The organism is Telluria antibiotica, assembly GCF_011682055.1.
GTDB lineage: Bacteria > Pseudomonadota > Gammaproteobacteria > Burkholderiales > Burkholderiaceae_D > Telluria > Telluria antibiotica.
Genome location: NZ_JAAQOM010000026.1, coordinates 50678 through 76410, shown reverse-complemented (window position 1 = coordinate 76410; position 25733 = coordinate 50678). Strand labels below are relative to the sequence as shown.

Below are 25733 nucleotides of genomic sequence, written 5' to 3'. Positions count from 1 at the left end.
GCTCGACCGGGAACGGGTATGGTGCTTTCTGTTTCTTGGGCTTCTTCGTGGTCATTATTTCGGTCATGGAACAGTCCTTTCCGGATTATTTCATGACCCCGTTCCACACAGAAAATCTGACAGGCTCTCGACTCCCGTTCCGCTCTGGTCTATATCGAGCGCGCAACTAAATGAGCCGCGCGTCGACCATCTTGATTCTGTGTTCGTGAAACCGGCAGCAGGCCACTTGAACAAAAAGTCCGGTCGGACAACAACTTCTTTGCACCTAACCGGTTCGTGAGCGGCATGTTATCTATCTGAGCGGTCTCAAGACCGGCTTAGTCAATGAAAGCCAGCATCACTTTTTTGCATACTTCGTTTCGTGCATAAGATAGGCGGAGGCCAGGCACCTACATCAAAATGGCAAGAATGGCCGCGGCCTTTCCTTTCCAGGTAAACGACATTCCATGCGACTCTCACTGCTCCTTGCTTTCCTCTTGCTTTGCGCCGGCGCGCACGCCGCCCAAACCTCCACACCCGATGCTACCTGGATGCGCGGCATCGAAGGCCAGCGCAAGGCTGACCTGGGCAACGGGAGCTACCTGAACCCGATTCTGGCCGGCGACCGTCCCGACCCGACGATCCTTAAGGACGGCCGCGACTACTACATGACGCATTCCTCTTTCTTCAGCTATCCCGGCCTGCTGCTCTGGCATTCGCGGGACCTGGTGAACTGGGAACCTATCGGCGCCGCGCTGCGCAAGAACGTGGGCACCGTGTGGGCGCCGGACCTCGTCAAGTACAAGGGCCGCTACTACATCTACTTCCCTGGACTGAAGGATGGGCACACGACCAACTACGTGATCCATGCGGACGACATCCGCGGCCCGTGGAGCGATCCCATCGACCTCAAGATCGGCGATATCGACCCCGGCCACGTGGTGAGCCAGGACGGCAAGCGTTACCTGTTCATGGGCGGTGGCGGCATGGTACCGCTGTCGGACGACGGCTTGTCCGTCACCGGACCGCAGAAGAAAGTCTACGCGGGCTGGCAATACCCGGCCGACTGGGTCGTGACCGCGTACGCGCTGGAGGGCCCGAAGCTCGTCAAGCACGGCGGCTACTACCACATGCTTGTGGCGGAAGGCGGCACGGCGGGGCCGCCCACGAGCCACATGGTGGTGTCCGCGCGCGCGAAGTCGCTCGACGGTCCTTGGGAGAATTCGCCGTACAATCCCATCGTGCACACGTGGAGTCGCGACGAGAAATGGTGGTCCAAGGGTCACGGCAGCCTCGTCGAAGGCCCGAACGGCAAGTGGTACCTCGTCTACCACGCTTACGAGAACGGCTACTGGACGCTGGGCCGGCAAACGCTGCTCGAACCCGTCGAATGGACGGCCGACGGCTGGCTCAAGTCGACGGGCGTCGACGTGTCCAAGCCCATCCCGAAACCGGGCAACGAGGCCGTCCCGCATGGGATGGCCTTATCCGACGACTTCAGCACCAACAAGATGGGCGTGCAGTGGGGCTTCTACCAGGGCACGGACGCGGACGCGGCGCGCGTGCGCTATGAAGACAAGACGCTGGTCGTGCAGGGCAAGGGCACCTCGCCGCAGGATTGCGCCCCGCTGGCATTCATCGCCGGCGACCAGGCCTACCAGGTCGAGGTCGAGGCCGAGATCAGCGGGAACGCGCGCGCCGGCCTGCTCGTCTTCTACAACGAAAAGCTGTACGCGGGCATCGGCTTCGACCGCGACGGTTTTATTACACGCCGCTACGGCATGGACCGTCCCCAGAAGGCGGCGCTGCCGCGCAAGCTGCGCCTGCGGCTCGTCAACGACCACAACATCGTGACGATCTACACGAGCGCCGACGGCAAGCAATGGACGCGCTACAGCCCCGTCATCGAAGTGTCGGGCTACCACCACAACGTGGCCGATGGCTTCATCAGCCTACGGCCGGCGATCTATGCGGCCGGCCAGGGCGAAGTGCGCTTCCGGGACTTCCGCTACCAGGCTCTCTCCAATTAAAACGACAACCAAGCGACATCCGCTGACCATCGCTTCCCGCTTTCTGTGACCCACATGACTATCCGCCACCTGACCCACCGCCGCCTGGCAACCGTCCTCGCCCTGGCGGCTTGCGCGCCCGCCGTCCACGCCGACAACGCTGCCTCCAACCTGCGCCCGTCTGGCAGGTTTTCCGTGCGGCCGGTCGCGACGGCCGCGACTCCGCCGATGGGTTGGAATCCGTGGAACGCCTTCCACACGCAGGTGACGGAAGCGAAGATCATGGCGGTGGCACAGGTTTTGAAGAGCACGGGCCTGGCGGATGCCGGCTACCGCTACGTCAACATGGACGACGGCTGGTGGCTCAAGCGCCGTGCCGACGGCCGCATCGAGATCCGCACCAGCATGTTCCCCAGCGCGGCCCTGCCCGATGGCGGAACCAGCTTCCGCCCATACGTCGAGCGCCTGCACTCGATGGGCCTGAAGGCGGGCCTGTACACGGACATCGGGCGCAACGCCTGCTCCCAATCCTGGGATGAGCACGGGGCCAACCTGCCGGTCGGCACGCGGCAGGAGCGCGAGATCGGCACCTATGGCTACCAAGCCCAAGACATGCGCCTGTTCTACGGGGAGTGGGGCTTCGACTATGTGAAAGTGGACGCCTGCGGCGTGGCCGACTTCCAGGCCGAGAAGCCGTTCGTGAAGGACGGCACCTACCGCGCGCTGGGCCCCTACATGGTGCGCAACCGGCCGGACCTGTCCGAACCAAAGGTGGTCGAGCGCTTGTACGCCGACCTGCGCGCGGCGATCGACGCCGTGCGCCCGGATGGCGACTTCATCCTGTCCATCTGCAACTGGGGCGAGGTCCACGTGACCGATTGGGGCAAGGACTACGGCCAGATGTGGCGCACGAGCCAGGATATCAGCGCGAACTGGTGGTCGATGCTGCACAATTTCGACAGCAGCGCCGGACGTGCGCTGTACGCCGGCCCCGGCCACTGGAACGACCCGGACATGCTGGAAGTGGGCCTCGGCGAGTTCGACGCCGACCACCCCGTGGAGGCGCGCGCCCATATGTCGCTGTGGGCCATCATCAACGCGCCGCTCGTGCTGGGCGCGGACCTGTCCAAGCCGGCACCCGTCGTGCTCGACATCATCGGCAAGCGCGACGTCATCGCCGTTAATCAGGACCCGGCCGGCAACCAGGGCGTGATCGTCGCCCGGACCGCGGACACCGAGGCGCTCGTCAAGAGCATGGCGCAGGCCGGGACCAAGGCGCTCGCCCTGGTCAACCGGAGCGCCCATCCGCAAGCGCTGTCGGTGGCGCTGGCGCGCCTGAACCTCGACCCGGCCGCGCCCGCGACCATGCGCGACCTGTGGACGGGCCAGGAGCGCGCCGTGGAACGGGGCGTCATCAGCGCCGAACTGGCGCCGCACGAAACGCGCCTGCTGCTGGTGCGGGGCTTGCCGGAATTGAAGAATGGCGTCTACCTGGGCGAGATGCCGGCGCGAATCAACGTGGCCGCTGACGGCCGCACGCAAATCTCGGCCCTGCGCTTTGCCTCGTGGGTGCCTGCGCAGGTGAACGCATCGCCGGCGGGAACCCCGCTGATGGTCGGCGGCAAGCGCCGCGACAACGGCATCGGCGTGCTGAGCGATTCTCGGCTGGAAGTACGGCTGGACAAGGAATTCAGCCGCTTCCGCACCGTGGCGGGAGCCAATGACGACACGGCCCGGCCCTTGACCTTCCGCGTGTACGGCGACGGGAAGCTGCTGTTCGAGCAGGCCGGAACGCAGCCGGTGGAGATCGACGTGCCGGTGCGGGGCGTCGACACGCTGGAGCTGGTGGTCGAGGGCAAGGACCGGGAGGCGGGTGTCGTCCTCGCCACCTGGGCGGATGCGCGGCTGATGCGTTAAACGATCAGGCCAAGCCCTTGCCATAAGCGTTCACGCCGCGGCGTAAGCTGATGCACCAGGGACGCTGGGTGCTGACTGACACGCTGCAACGCGTCAACGAAGTAGTCGTACGGATTGATGTCGTGCACCCGACAAGTCGCCAACAGGCTTCGCACAATGCCGACATGCTTTTCTCCCAGCTCGCTCCAACTGAACAGCCAGTTCTTCTTACCCATCGCGACGCGGCAACCGCCCAGCACGCCTCCCGGCGCTGGCGGACACGACAGAGTTTGATCAACGCGCAGTTTGATGACCGGGCGAACGTACTTGAGGATGACGTAGCTGCCCGGGCGCTGGGCCAGGTGAAAGCTGACCTTTTCGCCGATCACCTCGAAGTCGGCCGGGTCCAGTCCCGCCGCCTCATCATTGGCAATGGCGATGACCTCGACCGGCACCTTTGATTCGTCAACGAACAGGGCCGCGTCACCGTTGCCGTCGATAAGGTGCTTGTTTTTGTTCTTGGATACGCGCTCGTGCGCCGCGATCTTCGTCTCTTTGGCTGGCGCCACGTCATCGGGAACGACGTCGAACGCCTCGCCGAGCGTGCCCTGAACGCCTTCCGGTTCCGGCATCCGGCGCTCGCTCTTCTGCCCGAAAATCTGCCGCTGGAACCACGCCACCTGGCGGCGCAGGCGGACGATTTCGCGCTCCTTCGCGTCGAGCAAAGCACTCATCTCCGGCGCAGTCAATCCCACGGCCGGACTAGCGATTTCGGAAGCGAAGGGATTGTGCCGGGATGAGAAATCGAAAGATACAACGCCGCTCACGAACCGGTTACCTTTGCACGGCGTTAAAAGAAAGATGCCCCACGGGCGTGCGGGGCGTTCCCAAGTCTCGCGCTTTGCTTACGGCTGCGGGTCCCAGCCCACACCGTTGCCGTAGGCCGAGAACACTTTTGCGCGGGTCGCGAACCTGTCCGCAACTTCGGCATCGCTCAGCGTGTAGCCACCCACGCGCATGCGCAGGTCGATCGGTGTGCCGGCCAATGTCGTGCTGCCATACTCGCGCCAGCCCGAGCTGGCGTTTGGCACGGTCGGGTTCGGCGCAGGTTGGCCGTTCACGCCCAGGCCGGCCCACCCGGCGGCAGCGATGTGCGTATCCATCTTGCAGTTGATGAAAGCGATGTTGTCCCAGGACGCTGTGCCCCCTGGGCTGCGCGCCAGGTACGTGGCGCCCGCCGGTATATCCCCGTGATTGGGGCCGGGCCCTGGACCATGGGTCAGCGAGCTGTTGAGGAACACGTAACCGATGTCGCTGGCGGACGGCACGCGGGCCTGCAGCACGTAGCCGCCGCCGGTCGCGCTGGTACTGATGCCGACGCTGCGGATCTCGCTGTTCTCGAACAGGGCTGCATGGCTGCCGCCCCAGATGAAGTCGACGTTACCGGCCACGAGGGTATTGTAGAACCATGCCCAGCCCTTCAGGTTCAGCGTGTCCTGCTCGCTGTAGAAGCTGGCGTTCTTCGCCACCATGCGCGTGTCGCTGTTGAAGTACAGCGTTTCCGCCTGGCCCGATATCGACGGTGAAAGAATGGTCGTGTTTTTCACGCTCAGATTGTCGAGCACCAGCATATCCGAGGACTCGATCAGCATCACCGCGCGCCCGCCGGCGGGGGAACCGGTCGTGGTCGCCGACTGGCTCGCACCGGTGCCCGGGTTCAGGCTGTCGTTGTTGGTGTAGCGGATCAGGACGCCGTCGCGGCTTTCGCCCTTGATCGAGACGTTGTCCTTGCCGTTCAAGAACAGCAGTTCGTCGTACGTGCCGTTTTTCACGTTGACCGTCACCGGCGCGGTCTTCGAGAACTTCTGCATCGCGTAGTTCAGCGCGCCCTGCACCGTGCGGAAATCCGCATCGCCGTCGTCATCGACCGTGATCGTGCTGGCGCTCGGTGCGGCTGCCTTGGTCGTGAACGACCAGCCGGCCGGCTTGCCGATGCCGACGAAAGGCGTGCCGCCCAGTGTCGTATTGGTGAATACGCCGTCCGCAATGGCGACGTAGTATTCGGTCCCGTAGTCCAGTTTGCCACTGTGCAGTGCGATGGTCGCCGTATTGCCTTCGATCCGGATCGGCGCCGTGTTCACGCGCCGCACGACAGCCTGTCCGGAATAGCCGATCGCATCTGTCTCGCCGTGAGTCCGGATCACGTCCACCAGCGTATCGTCGGCCATGCGGAAGATGCGGATGCTGCCGTTCGTGCCCAGCGTCGGCGGGCTGTCGAAGGTGAGTTTGAGCACGGTATCGATGTTGGTCGCACCGGCCCGCGCGGCCGGAGCACTTACGCCCTGGAGCAGGTAAGTCTGGGTCGGCTGGACGAATTGCGGCGCCACGCTGGCCGTGACGGTCCGGGTGAGCGTGGACTCGGAACCGCTCGTGAAGACGATGCTGGCGCTGCCGGCTGACAGCGGCGTCAGCGTGACGGTATTCCCGCTGGCGACCGCGCTGACGACGTCCGGATTGCTGGAGCTGACCGCGAAGCTGTCGGCCGTTCCGTCGGCGGCGACGGCGGTGACGGTGATGCGTGTCGGCGCGTCGCCCGCTTCCGCCGTGTAGGTCGGGGTGGATGGGTTCAGGGTCAGTTGGACGGGCTTCATCCGTGGGTCGCCCACGTGCACGTCGTCGATCTGGAACGACTTGTTGGTCGTGTACAGGCCGATCAGGCCACGTTGCGCGAACGACGCATCGGTCACCGAGCCCATGTTCTTGCCGTCCAGGTAGACGGTGAGCTTGCTGCCGATCAGCTCGAAGCGCACGGTATAGAACTGGGCGTCCATGGCAATCGGCGACCTCGCCTGGGCCACGCGGCTCAGCGAACCGTTCAGCATCTTGGCGATCTCGACCTGGGTGCTCGTGGTGCTGCTTTGCACGTTCAGGCCGGCGCCATACCAGTTGCCCGCATCGACATAGCGGGTGATCAGGTAGAGCTGCTTGGTGCTGGTGGCGCCGTTGGTCATCGGGCGGATGCGCGCCTCCAGGTAGTAGTCCGGGGACGCTACGCCGGTGAATGCGCTCGGCTTGACCAGGGCCAACACGCCGCCGGTCGTGGCGGCCGTGTACTGCAACACCTTGCTGGCGCTGCCGGCCGCTTCCGGAACGACGCTGAAGCTGCCGTTTGGTCCCGCGACCGGCTTCAGGTCCCATTTGTCGGTCGTACCGTCCTGGAAGTCGTCGCAGAAGTACAGGCCGGTCGTGGGGCAGTTCAGGACGGGGCCCGTGTCGACGGTGACTTTGCCCGTGCCGGTGATCGCGGTCGACAGCTTGCCGCCGCCGGCCTGCGCCAGCGCGTTCGCTTTCACGAGGGCGGCGGGGCGCGGCGTGTAGGCGTACGGCGGCGTCCACGTCGTCGCGTTCGACACCGCGCACGCACCCAGCGCCGCGCCGTTCAGCAGCGAGCCGGTGTCCTTGAACGTGCCGGGGACGGCGTCGCCCGGGTTCCTGACCACGCTGTCGCAGCCGCTCGCGCCCGCGATCTCGAACACGTTCGCGTTCGACAGGATCTTCGCGTTCGCGCCGGGCCCCACGCTGTAGCTGTTCTTGTACACGTCGGCCGTCTTGCTGCCCGTGTAGTAGTTGTTGAAGAGGTGGACCTGGCCGAAGCGCACGCGCGGCGCGCGCGACTGGATCGCGCGGAACACGTTGTTGCTGAAGGTGACGCGCAGCTTGCCCTCGTCCGCCGTGGCCGTGGGGCTCGAGCCGATCAAGTTGTTCTTGTCGTGTTCACCGAACACGTTGTACGACACGGTCACATAGTCGGATGCGTTGGTGATGTCGACCGCGCCGTCATGGCATTGCTTCACGTGGCCGTTCTCGATCGGCAGGAAGTTGTCCGTGACCGGCGCGTCGGTGAACGAGTTGTGGTCGATCCAGATGTGGTCCGAGCCCGAGATGCCGATGCCGTCGTAGGCCGCGTTCCAGTTGCCGGTCGAGCCGTCCGTCGGGTCCCACACGGGTTCGACGTCGCACGGGTTCTGGATCTTGAGGTTGCGGATGATGATCTGGCTGACGTTCGACAGGATGATGTGGCCGTTGACGAGGCCGGAATTGGCGCCGTCGCCGATCAGGGTCGTGTTGTTCCTGAGGCGGATGGCGCCGCGCGCCGACTGGTCGGCGGTGCTCGTGTACGGCTTCCCTTCCGTCATGTCGACGATGCCGGACAGCTTGATGATCTTCGGTGTCGTACCGCCGTTGGCGATCGCGGCGAGCAGCTGCGCGCGGTTGGTGACGGTATAGATCTGGTCGGCGGTGGCACTGGCGCCGGCCGTGGTTCCGCCGCCCTGGCTGGCCCAGCCATCGGGAGGCGCGGTCGCGCGGGCAGGGTCCGTCGTCGCGCCATGTGCAATGGTCGCCATCGTGCTTGCCGCGCACAGGGCGCCAGCAAGCAGGGCAGTCGCGCGCAGCGCCGCCCTGACATTCAGGTTTCGCATTCAAATTCTCCTTGGAAGGTACGGTCGTCGATCAGGCGCGCGATGTACGCTTGCGGCGGGCAGTTGCCAGTCCGGCCGCGCCGGCTAGCACGAGGGCCGCGGTCGCCGGTTCGGGCACATCGGCGGTGCCGAGCCGGGCGCTGAATTGGCCGAAGCCATCGGTCCAGACGAGTCCGCTCAAATCCAAGCCGATGCCGTGGTCGCCCAGGATCGTCAGGCCCGGCATGCCGCTCACCAGGCCGCTGCCGTCGACCAGGGTGAAGCTGGTGATCGGGGCAGCCAGGCCGCTGCCGAAATCGAAGGTCAGACGGTAATCGGCGTTGCTGGCGGCCGGCAGGTTGTTGTAGACGGTCAGCAGGCCGGTTGTCGAGAAATCGAACCCGAACAAGGCGTCGGCGGTCAGGAATTCGACGCCGGCGTTGGTCGGGTCAAGCGTGGTCGTATTGCTGCCTGCTTCAACCTGGAAATCGTGATCGAGTCCGACAACATCCTCGGCTTTGCCGTTGTACGTCGCGGTGATGCTGGCGGTATTGTCCAGGGAAATGGGCGCCGCGTAGGCCTGCCCGGCGGCGAGGGTTGCCAATACCAGGGTCTTCAGAATGATTGTTTTCATCGATGCTCCTGACTTACATGTCGTGACCGATTGCCGGGGCATGTCCCGATGCCTGCACGCGGCGATGCTTGCGCCGTTGAACGACGCCGAGAATGGCCAATCCGCCCAAAAACAATCCCGACGGTTCGGGAACGTCGCTCACCGTGCCCATGCCGTTGGGTGACGAGACCAGCACCTGGCCTGGCGAACCATTGGAAAGCGGCAGCAATTCAAATGCGGCGAAACTGCCGTCTGCGCCGATGTAGCCGCCGAAGTCGCCGCTATACAAAGTGGCGTTGAACTGCGACGCATCGATGTTCTTGGTGCTCGCATAGGCTCCGTCGAAATGCACGTCGAAGCCGAACAATCCTCCCAGGCTGACCCACTGGGTGAAATAGCTTCCTCCGCCTTGATTGCCGAGCGAGACCTGCCCTGGAACGAGGCCGATCACCCCGGTGGAGCGATCGAACTCCGGGCCGAACGCGCCGATGAAGTTGTTCAGCACGGCAGTTGCCGGCGTGGCCCCCGCATTTGCCAGGAAGGTGAAATCCATCAGCGCCTGGCCGGTATAAGCAGCGGTGTTCACGGTGACGTGGTAGCTGGGGACAGCCTGCGCAGCCCCATGTGCAAACAGCGTGCATGCGAGCAGGCATTGCGGAACGAAAGTTTTTACATTACGCATGATTAAGTTTCCTGGATTTAGAAAGTGCCGATGTAAATCGAATTCGTATACGCGATGGCGACCTTGTTTGGATTGCTGTAGATGATCGGCACGGTGAGCGATGCCCCGGGCGCGAGCGAAGCGGAAGCAGCGGTAATGTAAGGGGCGCCGTCGTGCATGCCGCTGGCATTGTCGATCGTGACCCCGGCGGTGAGATGATTGAACGCCAGCTGAAACGGTCCCGTGAGCGTTGTCCCGCTCGTATTGGTCAAGGTGATCGATGCGGTGTACTTATTGGTGATCCGATTCCATGTCAGGCCCGAGCGCAGCAATGAGAAACCGGATGTGCCGTCGACGAACGTCGGCTCCGGGTTCTTTGCGCTTCCCGATACTTTGACGCCGTAAACGGCCAGCATTTTTCCCAGGGTGCCGGCCGTATTCCACGGGAACACGCGGACATACAATGTGCCGCCGCTCGGTACCTGGACAACGACGGGGTAGACGAGCCTGGCCGTGAACGTGTCCTTCACGAATTTCAAGGGCGCGGCATTCAGCCTGGTCGAACCCGAGAAATCCGGATTCAGCGAGTATTCGATATCGGCGACCACCGTCGATCCACCGCTGCTGGTCAGGTAGGCGGAGATCGTGTCGACCGTAAAAGTGCCGGAGCCGGGCGAGACGGCGAACTGCAGGTACTGGTTGTCATTACGCACCGGCGAATCGGCCACGTAGCGCGCAACCGTCGTGTCCTGGCCATCGACCGCAATCACCTTTGACGTCTGCGCAATGAGCCCGTTCACGCTTGCATTGCTGCCGGTAACAAGCCCATCGGTAATCGGTGATAGCGAGGCGCCTGCGGTAAACCAGCTGGCATACGAGGCGATGCCCCCGGCGGCCGAAATACCTGTTCCTTGGACAGCCAACGTCGTAGTCAAAGGCACGTTACCGACGGTAAAGCTGACATTGCCGCCATAGCTCTTCGCTTCACCCGGCGTGAACCGGACCGCCAGCGGTTGAATGAATGCCCCGTTGGCAAAAGGAATGCTGACGCTCTGTGTCCAGTTGATGTTATCCAGCGATAGCGCAAAATTCGCCGGGGCCGTCGCGGTGACCGTTCCCGACGACGGCGCCAGGTCGAATGCGGACAGCGTCACGCTTTTTGTCGTCGGCATGCCCACGTAGCGTGTGGAAAAGTCCAATGTGCCCGGGCTGGCGATGAGCGAGGTGACCGGTACCATATGGTCATTCAGAATATTGAGATTCTTCATCCCCTCGACCGCGCGCTTGGCGATCAGATTGGCAAACAGGACTTGCGGGTGGGTGCTGTCCGCCGCGATGTAAAGGTTTGCCGTCGCCGCCGCGTCGCCGTAGCTTTCCACGATCTTCTTGGTCTCGGCAGTAATATCGACGAAAGGAACCGAATATTTGACCGCCAGCGCCTTCATTGCCGCGACATAATCTCCGCGGGCATAGGTTTCTCCACCGATGATGCCGACATTGTGCTGTCCAGTCGGTGTAATCGTCGTGCCGCTGAAGTATTTGCGCACGATGGGGGACATCAGGATCGGATTGGCGCCTCTTGCGCGAATCTGCTGGACGTATTTTTTCAGCCACTGATAGTACGAGTGCTCCGAGATGTCGACCGTCGGGTCGACCTTGTCCGGCCGGCCCACGCATGCCTCGCCATCCGTGGTGCCATCGCTGCAGAAGGCATACGTGCCATACGTGGCGTAATCGGAGCCTGACTTTTGATCGTTGTGAGCGAACTGGACGATCACGTAGTCGCCTGCATTGATTTTCGGGAGGATGGCGGGCCAGCGCGTGGCTTCGTAATAAAAACTTCTCGAACTGCGGCCACCGAGGGCCCAGTTGTTGACCTTGACCGTCGAATCGAAAAACTGGGGCATTGCTTCGCCCCAGCCCATTTGCGGACGGCGATCCTCCGTATACATCGTCATCGTCGAATCCCCCAGCATATGAATGACTGGGCTGGCCACGGTCGTCGTAACGGACGATTCCGCCATCGCGAGGAATTTGGGGGACTCCGACGTCGAACCACCCCCACCTCCGCCGCCACAGGCGATCAAGCCGGCGGACAGGGTCAACGTGCCGCCTAAACGAATAAATAAGCGCTTCATCTTCCTTTGTCTCCAATTGTTGTTATCAGACCAGTTGATAGTGCTTAAGGACGCCGACTCTTCAGCGTTGTTGGTTTTCCTCCTTCGGCCCTTGTGCGAGAACCCACATGAAATACAGGGCCTTGGCCGCCTTGGCCCTTGTCACCCCGGCCCGCGGTTCGAGCAGCCGGCCGTTGATCATGCGGCCGCGCGCGATCCCGGCTTCCGACCGGATCAGCCCCAGCTCATAGGCGTCGTGCAGCTTGTCCGCGTAGACCGGCGAGGCGTCGCCTGCATCCAGCAGCTGGGTCCAGCGCACGAGCGGGTAGTACATGGCGCCTCGTGCACCCGTGTCCTGGTTCGGGTCGTAGCCCGGGCTGCCGGGAAGGATGGTCTTGCCGTTGTAGTCGGTCATGTAGGCGGGCCTGGCCGCGAACGTCGCGTGGTAGGCGTCGTCCAGGATGACGCCCATGACTTCTCGCGACAGCGGACCGTCCGCGTAGCGGGACAGCGGCCCGGCGGGCAAGTGCACCAAGCTCGCCAGCGCTTCGCAGAACTCACGCGTTCGCATCGGCGCCTCCGGGTGGAAGCGGCCCTGCGCATCCTTGTGGAGCGCGCCCAGCTGCAGCAGTTTCTCGATCTGGTTGCGGTAGTAGGCGCCGTCGCCATCCGTGGTGTCGGCCGCGATCTCCGGATAGACCGGCGACCAGTCGTTCGCCGCGATCGCCCGGCGCACTTCGGGACGAAGCTGGGCCACCATGCGGCCGGCCACCTGATCGCCCGGCTTGCCGTCCCCGGCCAGGCGCGCCAGTTCGGTCACCACCATGCGCGCATACTGCTTGGCCAGCGCTTCCTTGAAGTGCGTGCCGTCGATCTTGTTGGCTGGATGACCGTTGGCATAGCTGCCATCGTTGGTCTTGCCCGGCGTCTCCCCGGCTTCGATCGACATCACCATCGCGGTGATGGACTGCCGGCCGGCCGCGTTGTAGTACTCGACGCTGCGCGCGTTCAGGTCGACGACCGGGACGTCCAGTTCGGTGCCGAGCTTCCTCATCAGGTCCGGAAAGCGCCGCTTGTCGAAGGAATTGACGTAGGGCTGGCCCGGCTTTTGCGCGCCGTTCACGCGCGACATCGGCGTGACGAAGACCGGCACCATGCCGCGTGCGCGGATGGCGGGCACGTAGACCTCGCGGATCATTTCCTCGTACATGGACTCGGTGGCGCCGCGGCCGAAGCGGCGCGTCTCGTCGAGGCTTTCGTCGTTGTGCCCGAACTGGATCATGACGACGTCGCCGACGTACCCGGTCAGCAACAGGTCGTTCAGCCGGCCTTCCGCATAGGCGTTGCGGAACGAACGGCCGCCCATCGAGTAATTCACGACCCGTACTTTGGTTGCATCGAACAGCTGGCCGATGACTTGGCCCCAGCCGCTCATCGGGGCCTCGTCGAAGGTGTAGGACTTGACCGTGGAATCGCCCAGCGTGTAGATGGCGGGCAGGACGCCGGCGGGACGCGTTTGCGGCGGAATCGGACGCAACACGATTTCCGAGAGGCCGACCGGCACCCCGGCCTTCTTCGGTTCGATCTCGATGTCGATGAAGCCGCGGCCGTTCACGTAGCGGTAGGTCCAGTCGCGTCCCTGCGCCACCATCATGGTCTTGTTCGGCAGCCGGCCCGCGGCGTCCCAGAAGACCGGCTGGGACAGGCGGTTGGCTTGCATGCCGGTCACGGCAACCGTCGTGTCGGCGGCGTCCGATGTGGTGTTCACGTGGATCGCGTAGGCGCCGGGCCCCGCCTTGATGCGGAAGGCCATGCCGAAGTTGTTGTAATGATCGGTGCCCGCGTTCGGATCGAGCGCGGGTTCCGTGATGACGTAGCCGGCGGCTGTGTGCCGGATGGACGCCGTGTGGACGGGACGGGCCGGGACCGCGGCGGTTTCGCCGACGAAGCCGTAGCCGGTCGCCGCGTCATACAGGGGGATGTCCTTGCCGGCCCTGGCCTGGACCGGGATCGTGCCCGCTGCGGGACGGCTCGTGAAATCGTAGCGCAGCTCAGGCCCGGGCTTGGGCGCCTGGGGTTCGGCCTGGCCGGGCAGCGCGCACCAGAACAGGCATGCCGCGACCGTGGCGGCGCGTGTGGCGGGACGCTTCCTGTCGATCGGGCATGCCGCAGTCGGATGTGGGAGGTGTGTCATGTTGGTCGGTGAAAAAATCCCAGGCAGGAACCTCCGGCCTGGGCAAAGGAGACAGCCCCCGCGGGCCGTCATTCGATTTATCGATCAGAACGTGTACTCTGCGCGGGTCAGCCAGGTACGGCCGATCGGCTTGGCGACGTTCTGGGCGAACACCACGCGCGACGAGATGCGCTGGTTCGACAGCGGCGGGTCGACGTCGAACAGGTTGTTGATGCCGAAGCTGACCGTCAGGTGCTTGTTGAACTTGTAGTGGGTGCTCAGGTTGTACAGCGTGTACGACGAGATCACGTGATAGAACGGCTGGCCCGGCCGCTGGCTGGGCAAGGCGTTGGTGTCGATGTAGTGCGACGTGTACTGCTGGGTCAGCTGTGTCCCGAATCCGCGGTAAGACCAGGACAGGCGCAGGTTCGACTTCCAGCGGAACACGTAGGTATTCGCCGAGGTGGAGCCGGTCGCGAGCGCACCCGGCTGGCCCACCGCATCGACCCACGCCCCGCCCGAATCGGTCTGGGTCTCGTACTTGCGCACGTAGGTGCCGTCCAGGGCGACGCCGAACTTGCCGCGTTGCGCGGTCGGGATGGTGTAGCTGAACGCAGTGTCGATACCTTGCGTATGCAGGCCGCCGAGGTTCATGCGCGAAACGTCGATGTACTTGAGCGTGCCGTCCGGGTTGCGCACGAACAGGTTGGCGTACTTCTGCACGTTGCTGAAGATCGTATCTTCGGTCATTTGCGCGATCGTGCCCGTCATTCGCACATCCCAGAAGTCGAACGACACCACGGCATTCTTGACCGGCTCGAACACGATGCCGGCGGTGAAGGTCTTCGACTTTTCCGGTTGCAGGTCGGGGTTGGCGCCCGTCAGGGTGGTCAGCTGGGTGTTGCAGACGGTCGCCGGATCCAGGCCCAGGCTCGCATAGGCCGGATTGGGCGTGCCGGTGGCCGCGACCGACGGCGTGGGGCCTGGGCACAGCAGCGGGTCGTCCCAGCGATGGGTCGATGGCACGAGCTGGCGCGCCGCGCCGTACAGCTCGGGCAAGGTCGGGGCACGGAAGCCCGTGCTGGCGGTTGCGCGCAACATGACTTTCTTGCTCGCCTCCCAGCGCACACTGATCTTCGGGTTGACGGTGTTGCCGAAATCGCTGAAATGGTCGGCGCGCACTGCGGCCGTCAGGTCCAGGCTTTTGGTGACCGGGGCGTCGATCTCTGCGTACAGGGCACCGACGGTGCGTCCGCCGGAGGGATGCGTGCCGGGGTTGCCGGACACCTTGTAGACCACCTCCTCGGCATTCATGCCGACATCGCTGTTCCAGGTGTCGCGGTGCAGGTCGCCGCCCACGGCCAGCATCAGAGGACCACCCGTCAGGTCGAAGAGGGATCGGGACAGGTTGAAATCGGTCCCGTAAAAGCGCACGCGTCCGCTGCGGTAGGTCTGGCCGTCCATGCTGATGCTGTCCAGATAGGCCCTGCCGGCCTCGTCCTGTTTGCCGAACGGGTTCAGGACACCGCTCGCCACGCCCTGGTAAAGACCGGGGGTGGAGAAGAATCCGTTCTTCCAGCTGACGGTGGCGCGGCTTTGCGACACATTGAGGCCGACCCGGTAGTCCCAGCCCGCGACCACGCCCTCGTCGTTGACGACGATCCGGTTGGTGCGCTGGCGGCCGTCGGTGACGGCGGCACCGGCTTCGTCCAGGCTCCAGGTCAGGGCAAGGTCCTGTGCCGTCACGCCGGCGACGGCCGGCACGCCGCCGCTGCCGCCCGGGTACCACTTGCTGGATTTGGTGATGAACAGCGGCTTGCGCAGGGTGGGGTTCAGGACGGAGTACGCCGTCTGCGCGCCGACGATCTGCGGAGGCAGCGTCGCGTCGATATACGACTCGGTGTTGAGCATCTCGACGGTCAGCAGGCCGTCCTGGCCATGGCGCAGCGACGCCTTGGTGAGGAGCGTGCTTTGCATCGCGTCCGGCAGCAGTTGCGGGTACAGGCTCGGGTCGAGGATGCAGGTGGTGTTCTTCGCCCGCGTCGACGCCAGGCCGTATTTGGCGTCGTAGTTGCTGGCGCAGCCGCTCGACCAGTACGGGTTGCCAGTGGTGCTCGTCGCCTTGCCGTTGTTGTAGACTGTAAAGTTAGCCGGCGCCGACGACGAACCCGAGGTGTTGGTCGTGAACGCAGTGCCGCCCAGCGCGACGATGGCGTCCGGATTCCAGATATTGGGGCGGTCTTTCTGCATCAGCGAATAGCGCCTTTGCGTGTCGAAGGCGGCGTACACGTTCCAGCCGTCCTTCTGCAGGTCGCCCTTGCCGGCTACGATCGACAGGCGCGGCTGCTGTCCGCCGCCGTGGCGTTCGGGGTCGACATAGCTGCCGGTCAGCTTGACGCCGTCGTAGCTGCGCCTGGTGATGAAGTTGACCACGCCGGCGATAGCGTCGGTGCCGTAGATCGAGGAAGCGCCGTCGCGCAGCACCTCGACGCGCTCGATGGCGCTCATCGGGATCACGTCCACGTTGACCGAACTGGCACCGCTCGCCTCGTTCGGCAGGCGCCGGCCGTTGAGCATGACCAGCGTGCGGTTGGTGTTCAGGCCGCGCATATTGATCATCGTACCGCTGCTGCCGCCGCCAACCGGTTCGTTGGTCGACGCCGTCACCAGCGAGGTCGCCACCTCCGACATCGTGGTCAAGCCCTGGGCCTGCAATTCCTCGGCCTTGTAGACGGTGAGCGGCAGCGCGCTCTCGGTTGCGATCCGCTTGATCGAGGAACCCGTGACGGTCACCCTTTCCATCGGCGTGTCCGCCTGCTGGGCCTGCGCCTGATGCACGAGGGTCAACACGGCCAGCGTGAAGGTACCCAGTGCAAGTCGGGGTGTTGCGGGGTGGTTGGCATGCTTCATCGTAGTCTCCATGATCTTTATTTTGGCCTGTCCAAAAACATATTTGGACGGACCAAATTTGTAATTGGTCTGTTGGCGATCATTGCAGTTTCGATAGCGATTCGCAACTGGACAGACCGGTTTTTGCCTGGAAACGACAATATGGACAGCTTTCCTCAACCATCTTCAATTTTTTTTAGGGAAAATTCCGCGCCGTTCGTCCATACTATTTGGGGCGATAAAAAGACATGAATCAAGACACTATCAACTGGCTCACCGTGCACCTGCTCCCGTTCGAAGCAGAATTGCGCCTCCGCTTGCGGCGGGTGTGTGCCAGTGCGGCGGACGTGGACGACGTGATCCAGGAGGTGTACTGCAAGGTGATGCAGATGGACGGCGTCACGCACGTGAACGACCCGCGCGGCTACATCGTCCAGATGGCGAGGAACCTCGTCACCGATCGGCTTCGGCGTGACGCCGTCGTCGACATCGAAGTCATGTCCAATTTGGGCGACCTGGAAGTGTGGGACGACAGCCCGGGCCCCGAGCAAACCGCGTTCGGCCGCGCCGAACTGCGCTGGGTGATGGGATTGATCGGCAAGCTGCCTGATCGATGCCGGGCGGTATTTCGTGCGCGGCGGATCTATGGCTTGTCCCAGAAGGAGACCGCGGATTCGCTGGGTGTTACCGAAAAAGCGGTCGAATATGAATCCACCAAGGGGATGGAGCTGATCTCCGAGATGATGAAAAAGCAGGGCGTACGAGACATACCGGCGACCATGGAGCCTCGTAAGATCAACCGGGCAGGGAAAGCCAATGTCAGCGATCGATAACCAGGCCCTCGAGTGGCTGCGGATTCAGTCGGAACGCGAGCTCGACGCGGACGAGCGGGCGGATTTCAATGCGTGGCTGGAAGCGGATGCCCGTCACAAGGGGGCGTATGTCCGTGCGCTGGTGATCGATAATGCGATTTCGAAGGCTGTGTCGGATCAACGTTTGCACCCCGGGGAAGACCGTTACGGGCTGCGATCGGACGGGTATGAGAACGCGAAGGCCAGCCGGCGCACGTGGCTCAAATATGGCGCTTTGGCGGCCGGGGGCGCCATACTTGGCGTGGGCATGTCGCTGCTGTCTCGCGATAGCGTCACGACGCTGGCAACATCCAGAGGAGAATTCAGGCGGGTCGCTTTGGCCGATACCTCGATTGCCAACATGAATTCCGATAGCAGGCTGGAAGTCAGGTTCACGACAGCGCGGCGCCAGATCGACCTGGTCAAGGGGGAAGCGTGGTTCGAGGTGGCCAAGGACAAGCGTAAGCCTTTCGTCGTGGCAGCGGCCGGCGTGGAAGTCCGCGCCGTCGGCACCGCATTCGGTGTCCGGCGCTTCCTGAATGGTGCCGAAGTGCTTGTCACGGAAGGAACCGTCGACGTGTGGACCGGCCAGGCCAGGGCACGTCTTGTTGCCGGAGAGCGTAGTTTTCTTCCTTACAATGCCGCACAGATTACCGTTGCCAGGCAACCCCAGGAAATACAAAGGAAACTGGCCTGGCGGGACGGGAATCTGGTCTTCACGAGACAGAACCTCGGCGAGGCGGTCGCCGACTTCAATCGCTACAGCGCCAGGCAAATCGTCATTGCCGATCCGGCGCTGGAAAGGGAGCGGATATTCGGACAGTACCGGATCGACGCGCCTGAACAATTTGCGAAGGATATCGGCGCCTACCTGAACGTCCCGGTCGAGGTCAGTGCCGAGCGTATTGTCATCGGTGCAAAACACCTGTGATGCGTCGATGTCATGGCGGTCTCATGGCCTCGGTTTTCCTCGTCGCGGGTACGGCTGCATTTCCCGATACAGGCCGCGCCGAGGACATCAAAAAGCACTTCGATATTCCCGCGGGACCGGCCACGAGCACCATCAACCTGTTCGCGCAACAGGGCGGTATCAACGTCCTGGCATCCGAGGACGTGCTGAACGGTATCTGCACGAATCCGGTGCGGGGCAGCTTCCTGGTATCCGAAGCCTTGCCGACGCTCCTGTCAGGGACTGGGCTCGACAGCAAGGTCACCAGCAGCGGTGCCGTATTCATCGTGGCCGTAGCGAAGGCGCGCAAGGACCGGCCCCCAACGTGCGCACCCGTCGGTCATGACCCGGCGAAAGCGGTTCAACACGCGCAGGAGGCATCCGCCAGCACTGCGGCCGGCGAACCGTACCGGGTATCGATCGTCGCCACCAGGGCCTCGCAACAATCGGGCATCGAGCGCAAGAAGGGTGCTGCCACCTTGATCGATTCGATCGTGGCTGAGGACGTGGGCTCGCTTCCCGACCGTAACGTCGGCGAGGCGATCTCGCGCATGTCGGGCATCGCCCTGGACCGCGGCGCGTTCGGAGAAGGCGTCAGCGTTTCCGTGCGCGGGAACGCCGCCAACCTCATCCGCGTGGAACTGGACGGGCAGGGCGTGCAGTCCGCAGGTGGCATCGACATGAACGGTGGTGGCGGCGGTCGCGGCGTTGAATTCCGCCAGCTGTCCGCCGACCTGATCAAGAGCGTGGACGTGGTCAAGGGCTCGACGGCCGACATGACCGAAGGTTCACTGGGTGGCAGTGTCATTATCAAGACCCGCACTGCACTGGATTTCAGGAAGCCGTTCGTGTCGATTCGCACGGCGACCTCGCAAAGCTCGCTGAACAGGACATGGGCACCGGACGCGAACGTCATCCTTGCCAACCAATACCTCGATGGCCGCCTTGGCCTGCTGCTGAACGCCACGTCGACCACGCTCGACAACGAAGCCCATGCGGCCCAGGTCTCGCAGTCTGCGCAACAGGGTTACTTTCGCCTGCTCGACTTCGATAATTCGCCCCGGAAGACCTTTACCTACCAGCCGGGCACGGTCAACACGGCGGACGCCGCGGCCACGACGCCTTTCTTGCGCTCGCCGCTCGCGGGCGGGGGCTACCTGGATTCGGCAACACCGCTCGATCTGGTGAGCCGATCGGCGGCGGCGCAGACGAAAGCCGATTGCTACGCCGCTTTTCCGGCGCTCACGAAAGCCCAGCTGACCGGCATCACGCCGTCGGCCATGCGCAGCCCGGCGGTGCTCCAGCGAGGCAACGAACTGATCAGTTGCCTGAACCAATGGAACGACTACACGCCCTCGAACGTGCGCTACTTCGTCAAGCGGGAAGTCGACAGGCGCCGGAACCTCGATCTGCGTGCCGACTTCAAGGTGAACGACAGGTTTTCGCTGTACGCCAAAGGAAGCTATAACCGTCGCAACGACGACATCAGCCAGCTCACCTACAGTCTGGGCAATCTTCTGCTCAACCAGACCAGTTCGTACAGCCCGACGTACGCCGGTCCGACCTACAGCGACAACCCGGCCACCATGATGCGCAGCGTGGTGCCCGGTTCCGGCTACTACCTGTACAAGCAGCCCAGCACATCAGGCTACAACGTACTTTCGGGCACGGTCGCCAACGTGAATCCGGCCTCCGTCACCGTCGACGGCAACCACCACGTGACGCAGTACACGATCAGCGACGGCACCGCGACGACCGACCAGTTGCACGATGAGGCGCTGATCACCACACGCTACCTGCAGCTGGGCGGCACGTACAGGAACGGGGGCATGACCGCCGAATTTTTCGTCGGCGACGCGCGTTCGGGCATGACGCGCGGGCAGAAGCGCATCAGCTTCGACAACGACTACGGCCCCGTGACCATGCACGTCCAGCCGAACGGGTTGTGGGGATACACGCTGCCGGCGGGCAGCACGTTCGACCAGGCGAACCCTGCCCAGTATGCGAAGGCGTTCCCGGGCCCGGCAACAAGCGCGGTCCCGATCGGCCCGTACAACACGAAATACGTGCCGGCCTACACGGCCGCGCAGCAGCCACTGCTGACGCGGGCGCCGGAGACGTACTGGTTGCCGACCATCCGCGACACCCGCGAACGCACCGCAAAACTTGACCTGGCCTGGGCGACGCCCGAATCGATCCCGTTGTTCAAGCGTTTCAAGACCGGCGTCAACCTGCGTGACACCGGCAACGACGCCTGGGACCCGTATGCCGGGAACAGCCGCGGCTGGGTCGTCAAGACGCCCATGGGCACGTATGGGAAACCCGGCTATGTACCGCCCGTGATCGTCCCGTCGGCCTTGCTGCGCGGCACCTTCGTCGGCTGCCAGGACACGGCCGGTTCGCTGGGGCCGGGCGGTAACGCCTGCAAGTACGGTTATGGCCAGAGTTCCGATCCGCGCAGCGCCTTGCAAGGGCAGAACGTGATGACTGTCGGGCAGTTCCAGGACATCATCGGGCAATCGCTCGTCGGCAACGCGACGCCGACCCGGCTGTTCAGCGGCGCTACCGGACGCCCGGCCGGCCTGCCGGACAACTGGACCCGGATCGACGTCGACAAGGCGTTCGCGCTCGCGGGCGTGCCGAACCTGAACTTCGACTGCCTAAAGCAATGCATGGGCAGCGACGGCAAGCTATACGACCAGCCGGTGCAAAGACTGACAGAGCGTTCGGCGGCGTTCTATGTGATGAGCGACTTTGGTGTCGACCACGTCCCGTTCACCTCGGTCGCGTTCCCGTTCGGCTGGGCGCTGGAAGGGAATATGGGGTACCGGTACATCCTGACCAGGGTGCATGGCATCGGTACGATGAATTTCACGTCGATCACCAAGACTGCCAGCTATGATCCGGCCAATCCGAATGCCGCTGGCGGCACGGTCATCAGTATGTATTCGCAAAACACGGCGGTCGACGGCAGGGCGCACGACTTCCTCCCAATCTATAACCTGGCGCTGTGGGTCATGCCGGGCAAGGCCGTCGTGCGCTACGGGCACGCCAGGGCGGTGGCACGGCCGTCCGTGGCACAACTGCTTCCGGCCGGAACCTGCACCTATGACGAACGTGTGGCCGACGCCGGGCTGCCGCAGACTTGCAGCGGCACCATCGGGAACCCGGCGCTGCAGGCACAAAGGAACGTCAACCAGGACCTGTCGCTCGAATACTATCCGAACAAGGACACGATGTTCTCCGTCGCCGCGTTCAGGCAGGAAGGCAAAACCGGTCCCCCGCTGCCCCAGGGCGTCGACAAAGGGATGCTGTTCGGCGGTTCGGAGCTGGTCGATCCGGGTACCGGCACAGCGTTATCCAGCGTTCCTTTCGGTTACTCGACCTATTCCAATGGCGCGGCTACCACGCGCAACGGACTCGAGCTCGGCGCCAGGGCGGCGTTCACTTTCCTGCCGTGGATGCTGCGCTATACCGGGTTCGACGGCAATTACACGAGGTTGCGTTCGGCCACCTCGAGCCTGGGCGTCGTGGACCTGCTGACTGGCGCCCCGCTGCCGCCGGCGCGCGAATCAAAGTACTCGTATAACGCTGCGCTGTGGTATGACGACGGCAGGCTTTCCGCACGCATCGCTGTGCAGGCCGTGGCATCGTTCTTCAACTGTGTCGCCGGTTGCGGTCAACCCGGCATGACCAACTATCCGAGCGTAGCGGGTGGCATCACCAATGTCTTGCCGTATAACCCGGGCTCGCCGAACTTCCGCGACGGCACCCGCTTTATCGACGGCAAGATCTCGTACAGGATTCGGCCTGACGTCGATGTGTTCATCGAAGGCCGTAACCTTGGCAACGCGATCACGTCGAACAATCAGGGCCCCTTCGCGCCATTTGCGGATGGCACGCCCAACCTGCTGGACTACGCTTACTCCGGCCGCCGTATCATGGTTGGCGTCAACTTCCGCACCATGTGAAGCTCAGCGGGCGGATTCGTTGCCGTGTTTTAGTTTGCAGTCGAGACCGTGACGCGGATCGGTGCCGCAAAATGACATTCCTGACGCAGCCGAAGCAAGAACGAGGTCGTTGGCCGCGTCGTCGGTATAGGTCGTGGTAGTGGTGCCGGGCAAGATGATCGCGATACAGTCGGGCAGCGAATGGTAGTCGAAGATACACTAATGCATTACAACGAGCGTATTCCTTTTTCACGCGTTGACATGCGAATTTCGGGATAGGTCAAGGTGGCGGGAACGCTTGCCGAGAAGCTTTGTAATATTTTAGTATCCAAGGTTTGCGGCTCTTCCTACTTCCCCCTCTTGCGACCATTGATGATGCTGACTCCGTTCAGGATATTTGCCCTGCTTGCCGCGTTCACGATGCCTTGTGCCGGCGCTGCGCCTTTCGCCCTGGCCGACCCGGCCGCTCCGCCCGTCATCGTGCACGACGGCGGCAAGACGCTGGAACTGGCGGCGGGGTTTCTGCGCCACGACCTGCATGCGGTGGCCGGCGTCGATGCGGCCACGACGACCGATCTGTCCGCCTGCCCCCGGGTGTGCGTCGTCATCGGCACCACCGCTTCGCCGCTCGTGAGGGGGCTGGCGCGGCAGTCCGGGATCGACCTCGGGCAGTTGGCGGGCCAGTGGGAGCGCTATGTGCGGGTAGCCGTCCAGGACGGGCGAGGGCGGCGCATCTTGCTGGTGGCCGGATCGGACCCGCGCGGCGCCGTGTATGGCGTGGTGGACCTGAGCCGCGAGCTGGGCGTCTCGGCGTGGGAATGGTGGGCCGACGTGACGCCGTCCCGCAACTTGCATCCCGAGGTCGACGGGGCCTTGCGCCTGTCGGCCGCGCCATCCGTCCAGTATCGCGGCATTTTCCTGAACGACGAGGACTGGGGCCTGCAGCCCTGGGCGGCCGCACGGGACCCGGCAGGTGACATCGGGCCGGCGACATATGCGCGCATCTTCGAACTGATGTGGCGCCTCAAGGCCAACCTGATCTGGCCGGCGATGCACGATTCGACGAAGCCGTTTTTCCAGATCGCGGGCAATGCCCGTACGGCCGCCGACTACGCCATCGTCGTGGGGACGTCGCATGCTGAACCCATGATGCGCAACAACGTGCGCGAATGGGATACCCGCAAGAACGGCCCCTTTAATTTCTTCGTCAACCGCGCCGCGATGGCGGACTACTGGCGCCGGCGCGTGGACGACGTGAAGGACGGCGAAAACGTGTATTCGGTCGGCCTGCGCGGCGTGCATGATTCGGCGATGGAGGGAGCCGCCACCTTGCAGCAGGCGCTCGATGCCACGCAGGCTGCCATCGGCCTGCAGCGCGACATCCTTGCGCAAAGCCTGGGCCGCCCGGCTGCCGGCGTGCCGCAGGCGCTGACCCTGTACAAGGAAGTGCTTGACGTCTACAACGCGGGACTGAGGGTGCCGGACGACGTCACGCTGATCTGGCCGGACGATAATTACGGCTATCTGCACCAGCTCAGCAATGCGGATGAACGCCGCCGGGTGGGCGGGGCGGGGATCTATTACCACATCTCGTACTGGGGACGGCCGCACGACTACCTGTGGCTGGGCACGACGCATCCGGCCCTGATTCGCGACCAGTTGCAACGTGCATGGGCCACGGGCGCGCGCAAGCTGTGGGTCGTCAACGTCGGCGACATCAAGCCGGCCGAGTACCTCATGCAGTATTTCCTCGACAGTGCTTTCGATGCGCGCCAGCTGGACCAGGATCCGGCGCGGCACCTGGCGGCGTGGAGCACGGTCCAGTTCGGCCCCGAACTGGGCGCGAACGTGGCGCGGGTCCTAGGCGACTACTACGACCTCGCCTGGGAACGCCGGCCGGAATTCATGGGGTTCGGCCAGGTCGAGCCGATCACCCCGAACCGCCGGACGGACTACATGGCGTCTGGCGGCGAAGAGGGCGTGCGGCGGCTGGAGCGCTACGAGGCGCTGGCGGCCGAGGCGGACGAGTTGGCTCGGCACGTTCCGGCCGAACGGCACGACGCGTACGTGGAACTGGTGCGCTATCCCGTGCACGGGGCCGCGAACCTGAACGCGCGCATTCTCAAGCTCGACCTGGCCGCCGAAGCGGCGCGCCAAGGCCGTCCGTCCGCGCAGCGTCTCGTGGACGAAGCGCGGCGGGCCCATGCCGCCATCGTGGCGGAGACGGCAGCGTTCGGCCGTCTCGCGGGGGGCAAATGGCGCGGCATCATGGACATGGCGCCGCGGCGCCTGCCCGTGTTTGCGGAGCCAGTGTGGCCGGCCTATGCGGCGGACGCGGGCGCGGGCTGCGGCATCGTCTATTCATACCCGTATTCCGCGGACGCCGACCGCCTGGCGTTCGTCAAAGGCAAGCCGGGCATACAGATCGTCACCCTGTCGGCGCATGGGGCCCGCGTGGCCGAATGGAGTGTTGGCAACGGCGCGCGCGGCGTCACGACCGCGACCCAGGCCGGCAATCTCGAGGCCGGTAACGGATTCGAGCAGCGCATCGCCATCCGTTACGACGGCTCGGACAACCCTGCGCTCACACTGCGGTGCGATGGCCGGGATGTGCATCTGAATCTGCACCTGGATCCGCCTAGGGCTGCCGGGGTGCCGGGCGAGCATGCGCACATCGTCAGCATCGCCGCCGGCAGCGCGATGGCGAACCCCGACTGGGAACTCCAGCCAGGCCTGGGAAGCAGCGGACGCAGCCTGCGCGCGCGCCTGAATCTCCATGTGCGCGAACCCGAAGACGTCGGCAAGATCGAACCGCTGACCTATGCGTTCGACACGATGAGCGACGGCGGCGCCACGCTGCGCCTCGTAGCCCTGCCCGAACATCCACTCGCGGGGAACGGCCGGGTGCGCGTGGCGTACCGTTTCGACGGCGGTCCCGTCGACGTCGCCGATTACGGAACCACTGGCCGCAGCGACGAGTGGAAACGGAACGTGCTGTCCAACACGGCGGTGCGGACGATGGCGTTGGCGAGGCTGAAACCGGGCCGGCACACGATCCAGGTCTATGCGCTCGATCCCGGAGTGGTGCTGGACCGGATCGATGTCGTGCTGGACGGCGCTCCGGCTTTGTACGGGCCTCCGCCAGGGATGAAAGTTAGATGACCAATATGGGTAGCCGGCTGGACC

12 protein-coding genes and 2 pseudogenes are annotated in these 25733 nt (G+C 64.0%); 6 read left to right on the top strand and 8 right to left on the bottom strand.

From position 1 onward, the window contains the following. The first annotated feature begins 446 nt into the window (after positions 1-446). Together HAV22_RS29285 and HAV22_RS29280 are read left to right on the top strand one after the other, a co-directional pair. A complete protein-coding gene (locus tag HAV22_RS29285) occupies positions 447-2009 on the top strand; it encodes a family 43 glycosylhydrolase (RefSeq protein ID WP_166864880.1) in 1563 nt (520 codons plus the stop codon). Positions 2010-2063: 54 nt separating this feature from the next. Continuing rightward, complete coding sequence (locus tag HAV22_RS29280) at positions 2064-3905, top strand: NPCBM/NEW2 domain-containing protein (RefSeq protein ID WP_166864878.1); 1842 nt, start codon at positions 2064-2066, stop codon at positions 3903-3905. Between the two features lie 35 nt (positions 3906-3940). Here HAV22_RS29280 and HAV22_RS31900 read toward each other — a convergent pair. From HAV22_RS31900 to HAV22_RS29245, 8 genes and pseudogenes are all read right to left on the bottom strand, one after another. Next, positions 3941-4126, bottom strand: a pseudogene (locus HAV22_RS31900) (transposase domain-containing protein); the annotation flags it as partial. Continuing rightward, positions 4127-4618, bottom strand: a pseudogene (locus HAV22_RS31925) (IS66 family transposase); the annotation flags it as partial. Positions 4619-4789: 171 nt separating this feature from the next. Then, positions 4790-8365 carry a pectinesterase family protein gene (locus HAV22_RS29270; protein WP_166864872.1) on the bottom strand — a complete coding sequence of 1192 codons (3576 nt, stop codon included), beginning with the start codon at positions 8363-8365 and terminating at the stop codon, positions 4790-4792. Positions 8366-8396: 31 nt separating this feature from the next. Further along, on the bottom strand, positions 8397-8978 hold the full coding sequence (locus HAV22_RS29265) for a PEP-CTERM sorting domain-containing protein (protein WP_166864869.1): 582 nt from the start codon (positions 8976-8978) through the stop codon (positions 8397-8399). Between the two features lie 13 nt (positions 8979-8991). Continuing rightward, positions 8992-9639, bottom strand: a complete 648-nt coding sequence (locus HAV22_RS29260) for an NF038129 family PEP-CTERM protein (protein WP_166864867.1) — start codon at positions 9637-9639, stop codon at positions 8992-8994. 17 nt (positions 9640-9656) lie between these two features. Continuing rightward, positions 9657-11756, bottom strand: a complete 2100-nt coding sequence (locus HAV22_RS29255) for a GDSL-type esterase/lipase family protein (RefSeq protein ID WP_166864864.1) — start codon at positions 11754-11756, stop codon at positions 9657-9659. A gap of 61 nt (positions 11757-11817) precedes the next feature. After that, entirely contained in the window at positions 11818-13929 is a 2112-nt protein-coding gene (locus tag HAV22_RS29250) for a GDSL-type esterase/lipase family protein (RefSeq protein WP_166864862.1), read from the bottom strand. An 84-nt stretch (positions 13930-14013) separates the two neighbouring features. After that, entirely contained in the window at positions 14014-16818 is a 2805-nt protein-coding gene (locus HAV22_RS29245) for a TonB-dependent receptor domain-containing protein (protein ID WP_166864860.1), read from the bottom strand. Between the two features lie 227 nt (positions 16819-17045). On the opposite strand from HAV22_RS29245, the gene HAV22_RS29240 reads away from it, so the two are divergent. From HAV22_RS29240 to HAV22_RS29225, 4 genes are all read left to right on the top strand, one after another. Then, positions 17046-17630: an RNA polymerase sigma factor gene (locus HAV22_RS29240; protein WP_166864857.1), complete on the top strand. Its 585-nt coding sequence runs from the start codon at positions 17046-17048 to the stop codon at positions 17628-17630. Beyond that, positions 17614-18579: a FecR family protein gene (locus HAV22_RS29235; RefSeq protein WP_166864854.1), complete on the top strand. Its 966-nt coding sequence runs from the start codon at positions 17614-17616 to the stop codon at positions 18577-18579. Before HAV22_RS29240 ends, HAV22_RS29235 begins: the two co-directional genes overlap by 17 nt. A 182-nt stretch (positions 18580-18761) precedes the next feature. Next, positions 18762-22568, top strand: a complete 3807-nt coding sequence (locus tag HAV22_RS29230; RefSeq protein WP_371869774.1) for a TonB-dependent receptor — start codon at positions 18762-18764, stop codon at positions 22566-22568. A 351-nt stretch (positions 22569-22919) separates the two neighbouring features. Then, positions 22920-25709, top strand: coding sequence for a glycosyl hydrolase 115 family protein (locus HAV22_RS29225; protein WP_208296428.1), 2790 nt, complete (start codon positions 22920-22922; stop codon positions 25707-25709). Positions 25710-25733: the final 24 nt, after the last annotated feature.

Coding starts and splice junctions, on each gene's coding strand:
- HAV22_RS29240 (WP_166864857.1), top strand. CDS start 17,046: ATGAATCAAGACACTATCAACTGGCTCACCGTGCACCTGCTCCCGTTC.
- HAV22_RS29285 (WP_166864880.1), top strand. CDS start 447: ATGCGACTCTCACTGCTCCTTGCTTTCCTCTTGCTTTGCGCCGGCGCG.
- HAV22_RS29260 (WP_166864867.1), bottom strand. CDS start 9,639: ATGCGTAATGTAAAAACTTTCGTTCCGCAATGCCTGCTCGCATGCACG.
- HAV22_RS29235 (WP_166864854.1), top strand. CDS start 17,614: ATGTCAGCGATCGATAACCAGGCCCTCGAGTGGCTGCGGATTCAGTCG.
- HAV22_RS29225 (WP_208296428.1), top strand. CDS start 22,920: ATGATGCTGACTCCGTTCAGGATATTTGCCCTGCTTGCCGCGTTCACG.
- HAV22_RS29255 (WP_166864864.1), bottom strand. CDS start 11,756: ATGAAGCGCTTATTTATTCGTTTAGGCGGCACGTTGACCCTGTCCGCC.
- HAV22_RS29280 (WP_166864878.1), top strand. CDS start 2,064: ATGACTATCCGCCACCTGACCCACCGCCGCCTGGCAACCGTCCTCGCC.
- HAV22_RS29245 (WP_166864860.1), bottom strand. CDS start 16,818: ATGAAGCATGCCAACCACCCCGCAACACCCCGACTTGCACTGGGTACC.
- HAV22_RS29270 (WP_166864872.1), bottom strand. CDS start 8,365: ATGCGAAACCTGAATGTCAGGGCGGCGCTGCGCGCGACTGCCCTGCTT.
- HAV22_RS29250 (WP_166864862.1), bottom strand. CDS start 13,929: ATGACACACCTCCCACATCCGACTGCGGCATGCCCGATCGACAGGAAG.
- HAV22_RS29265 (WP_166864869.1), bottom strand. CDS start 8,978: ATGAAAACAATCATTCTGAAGACCCTGGTATTGGCAACCCTCGCCGCC.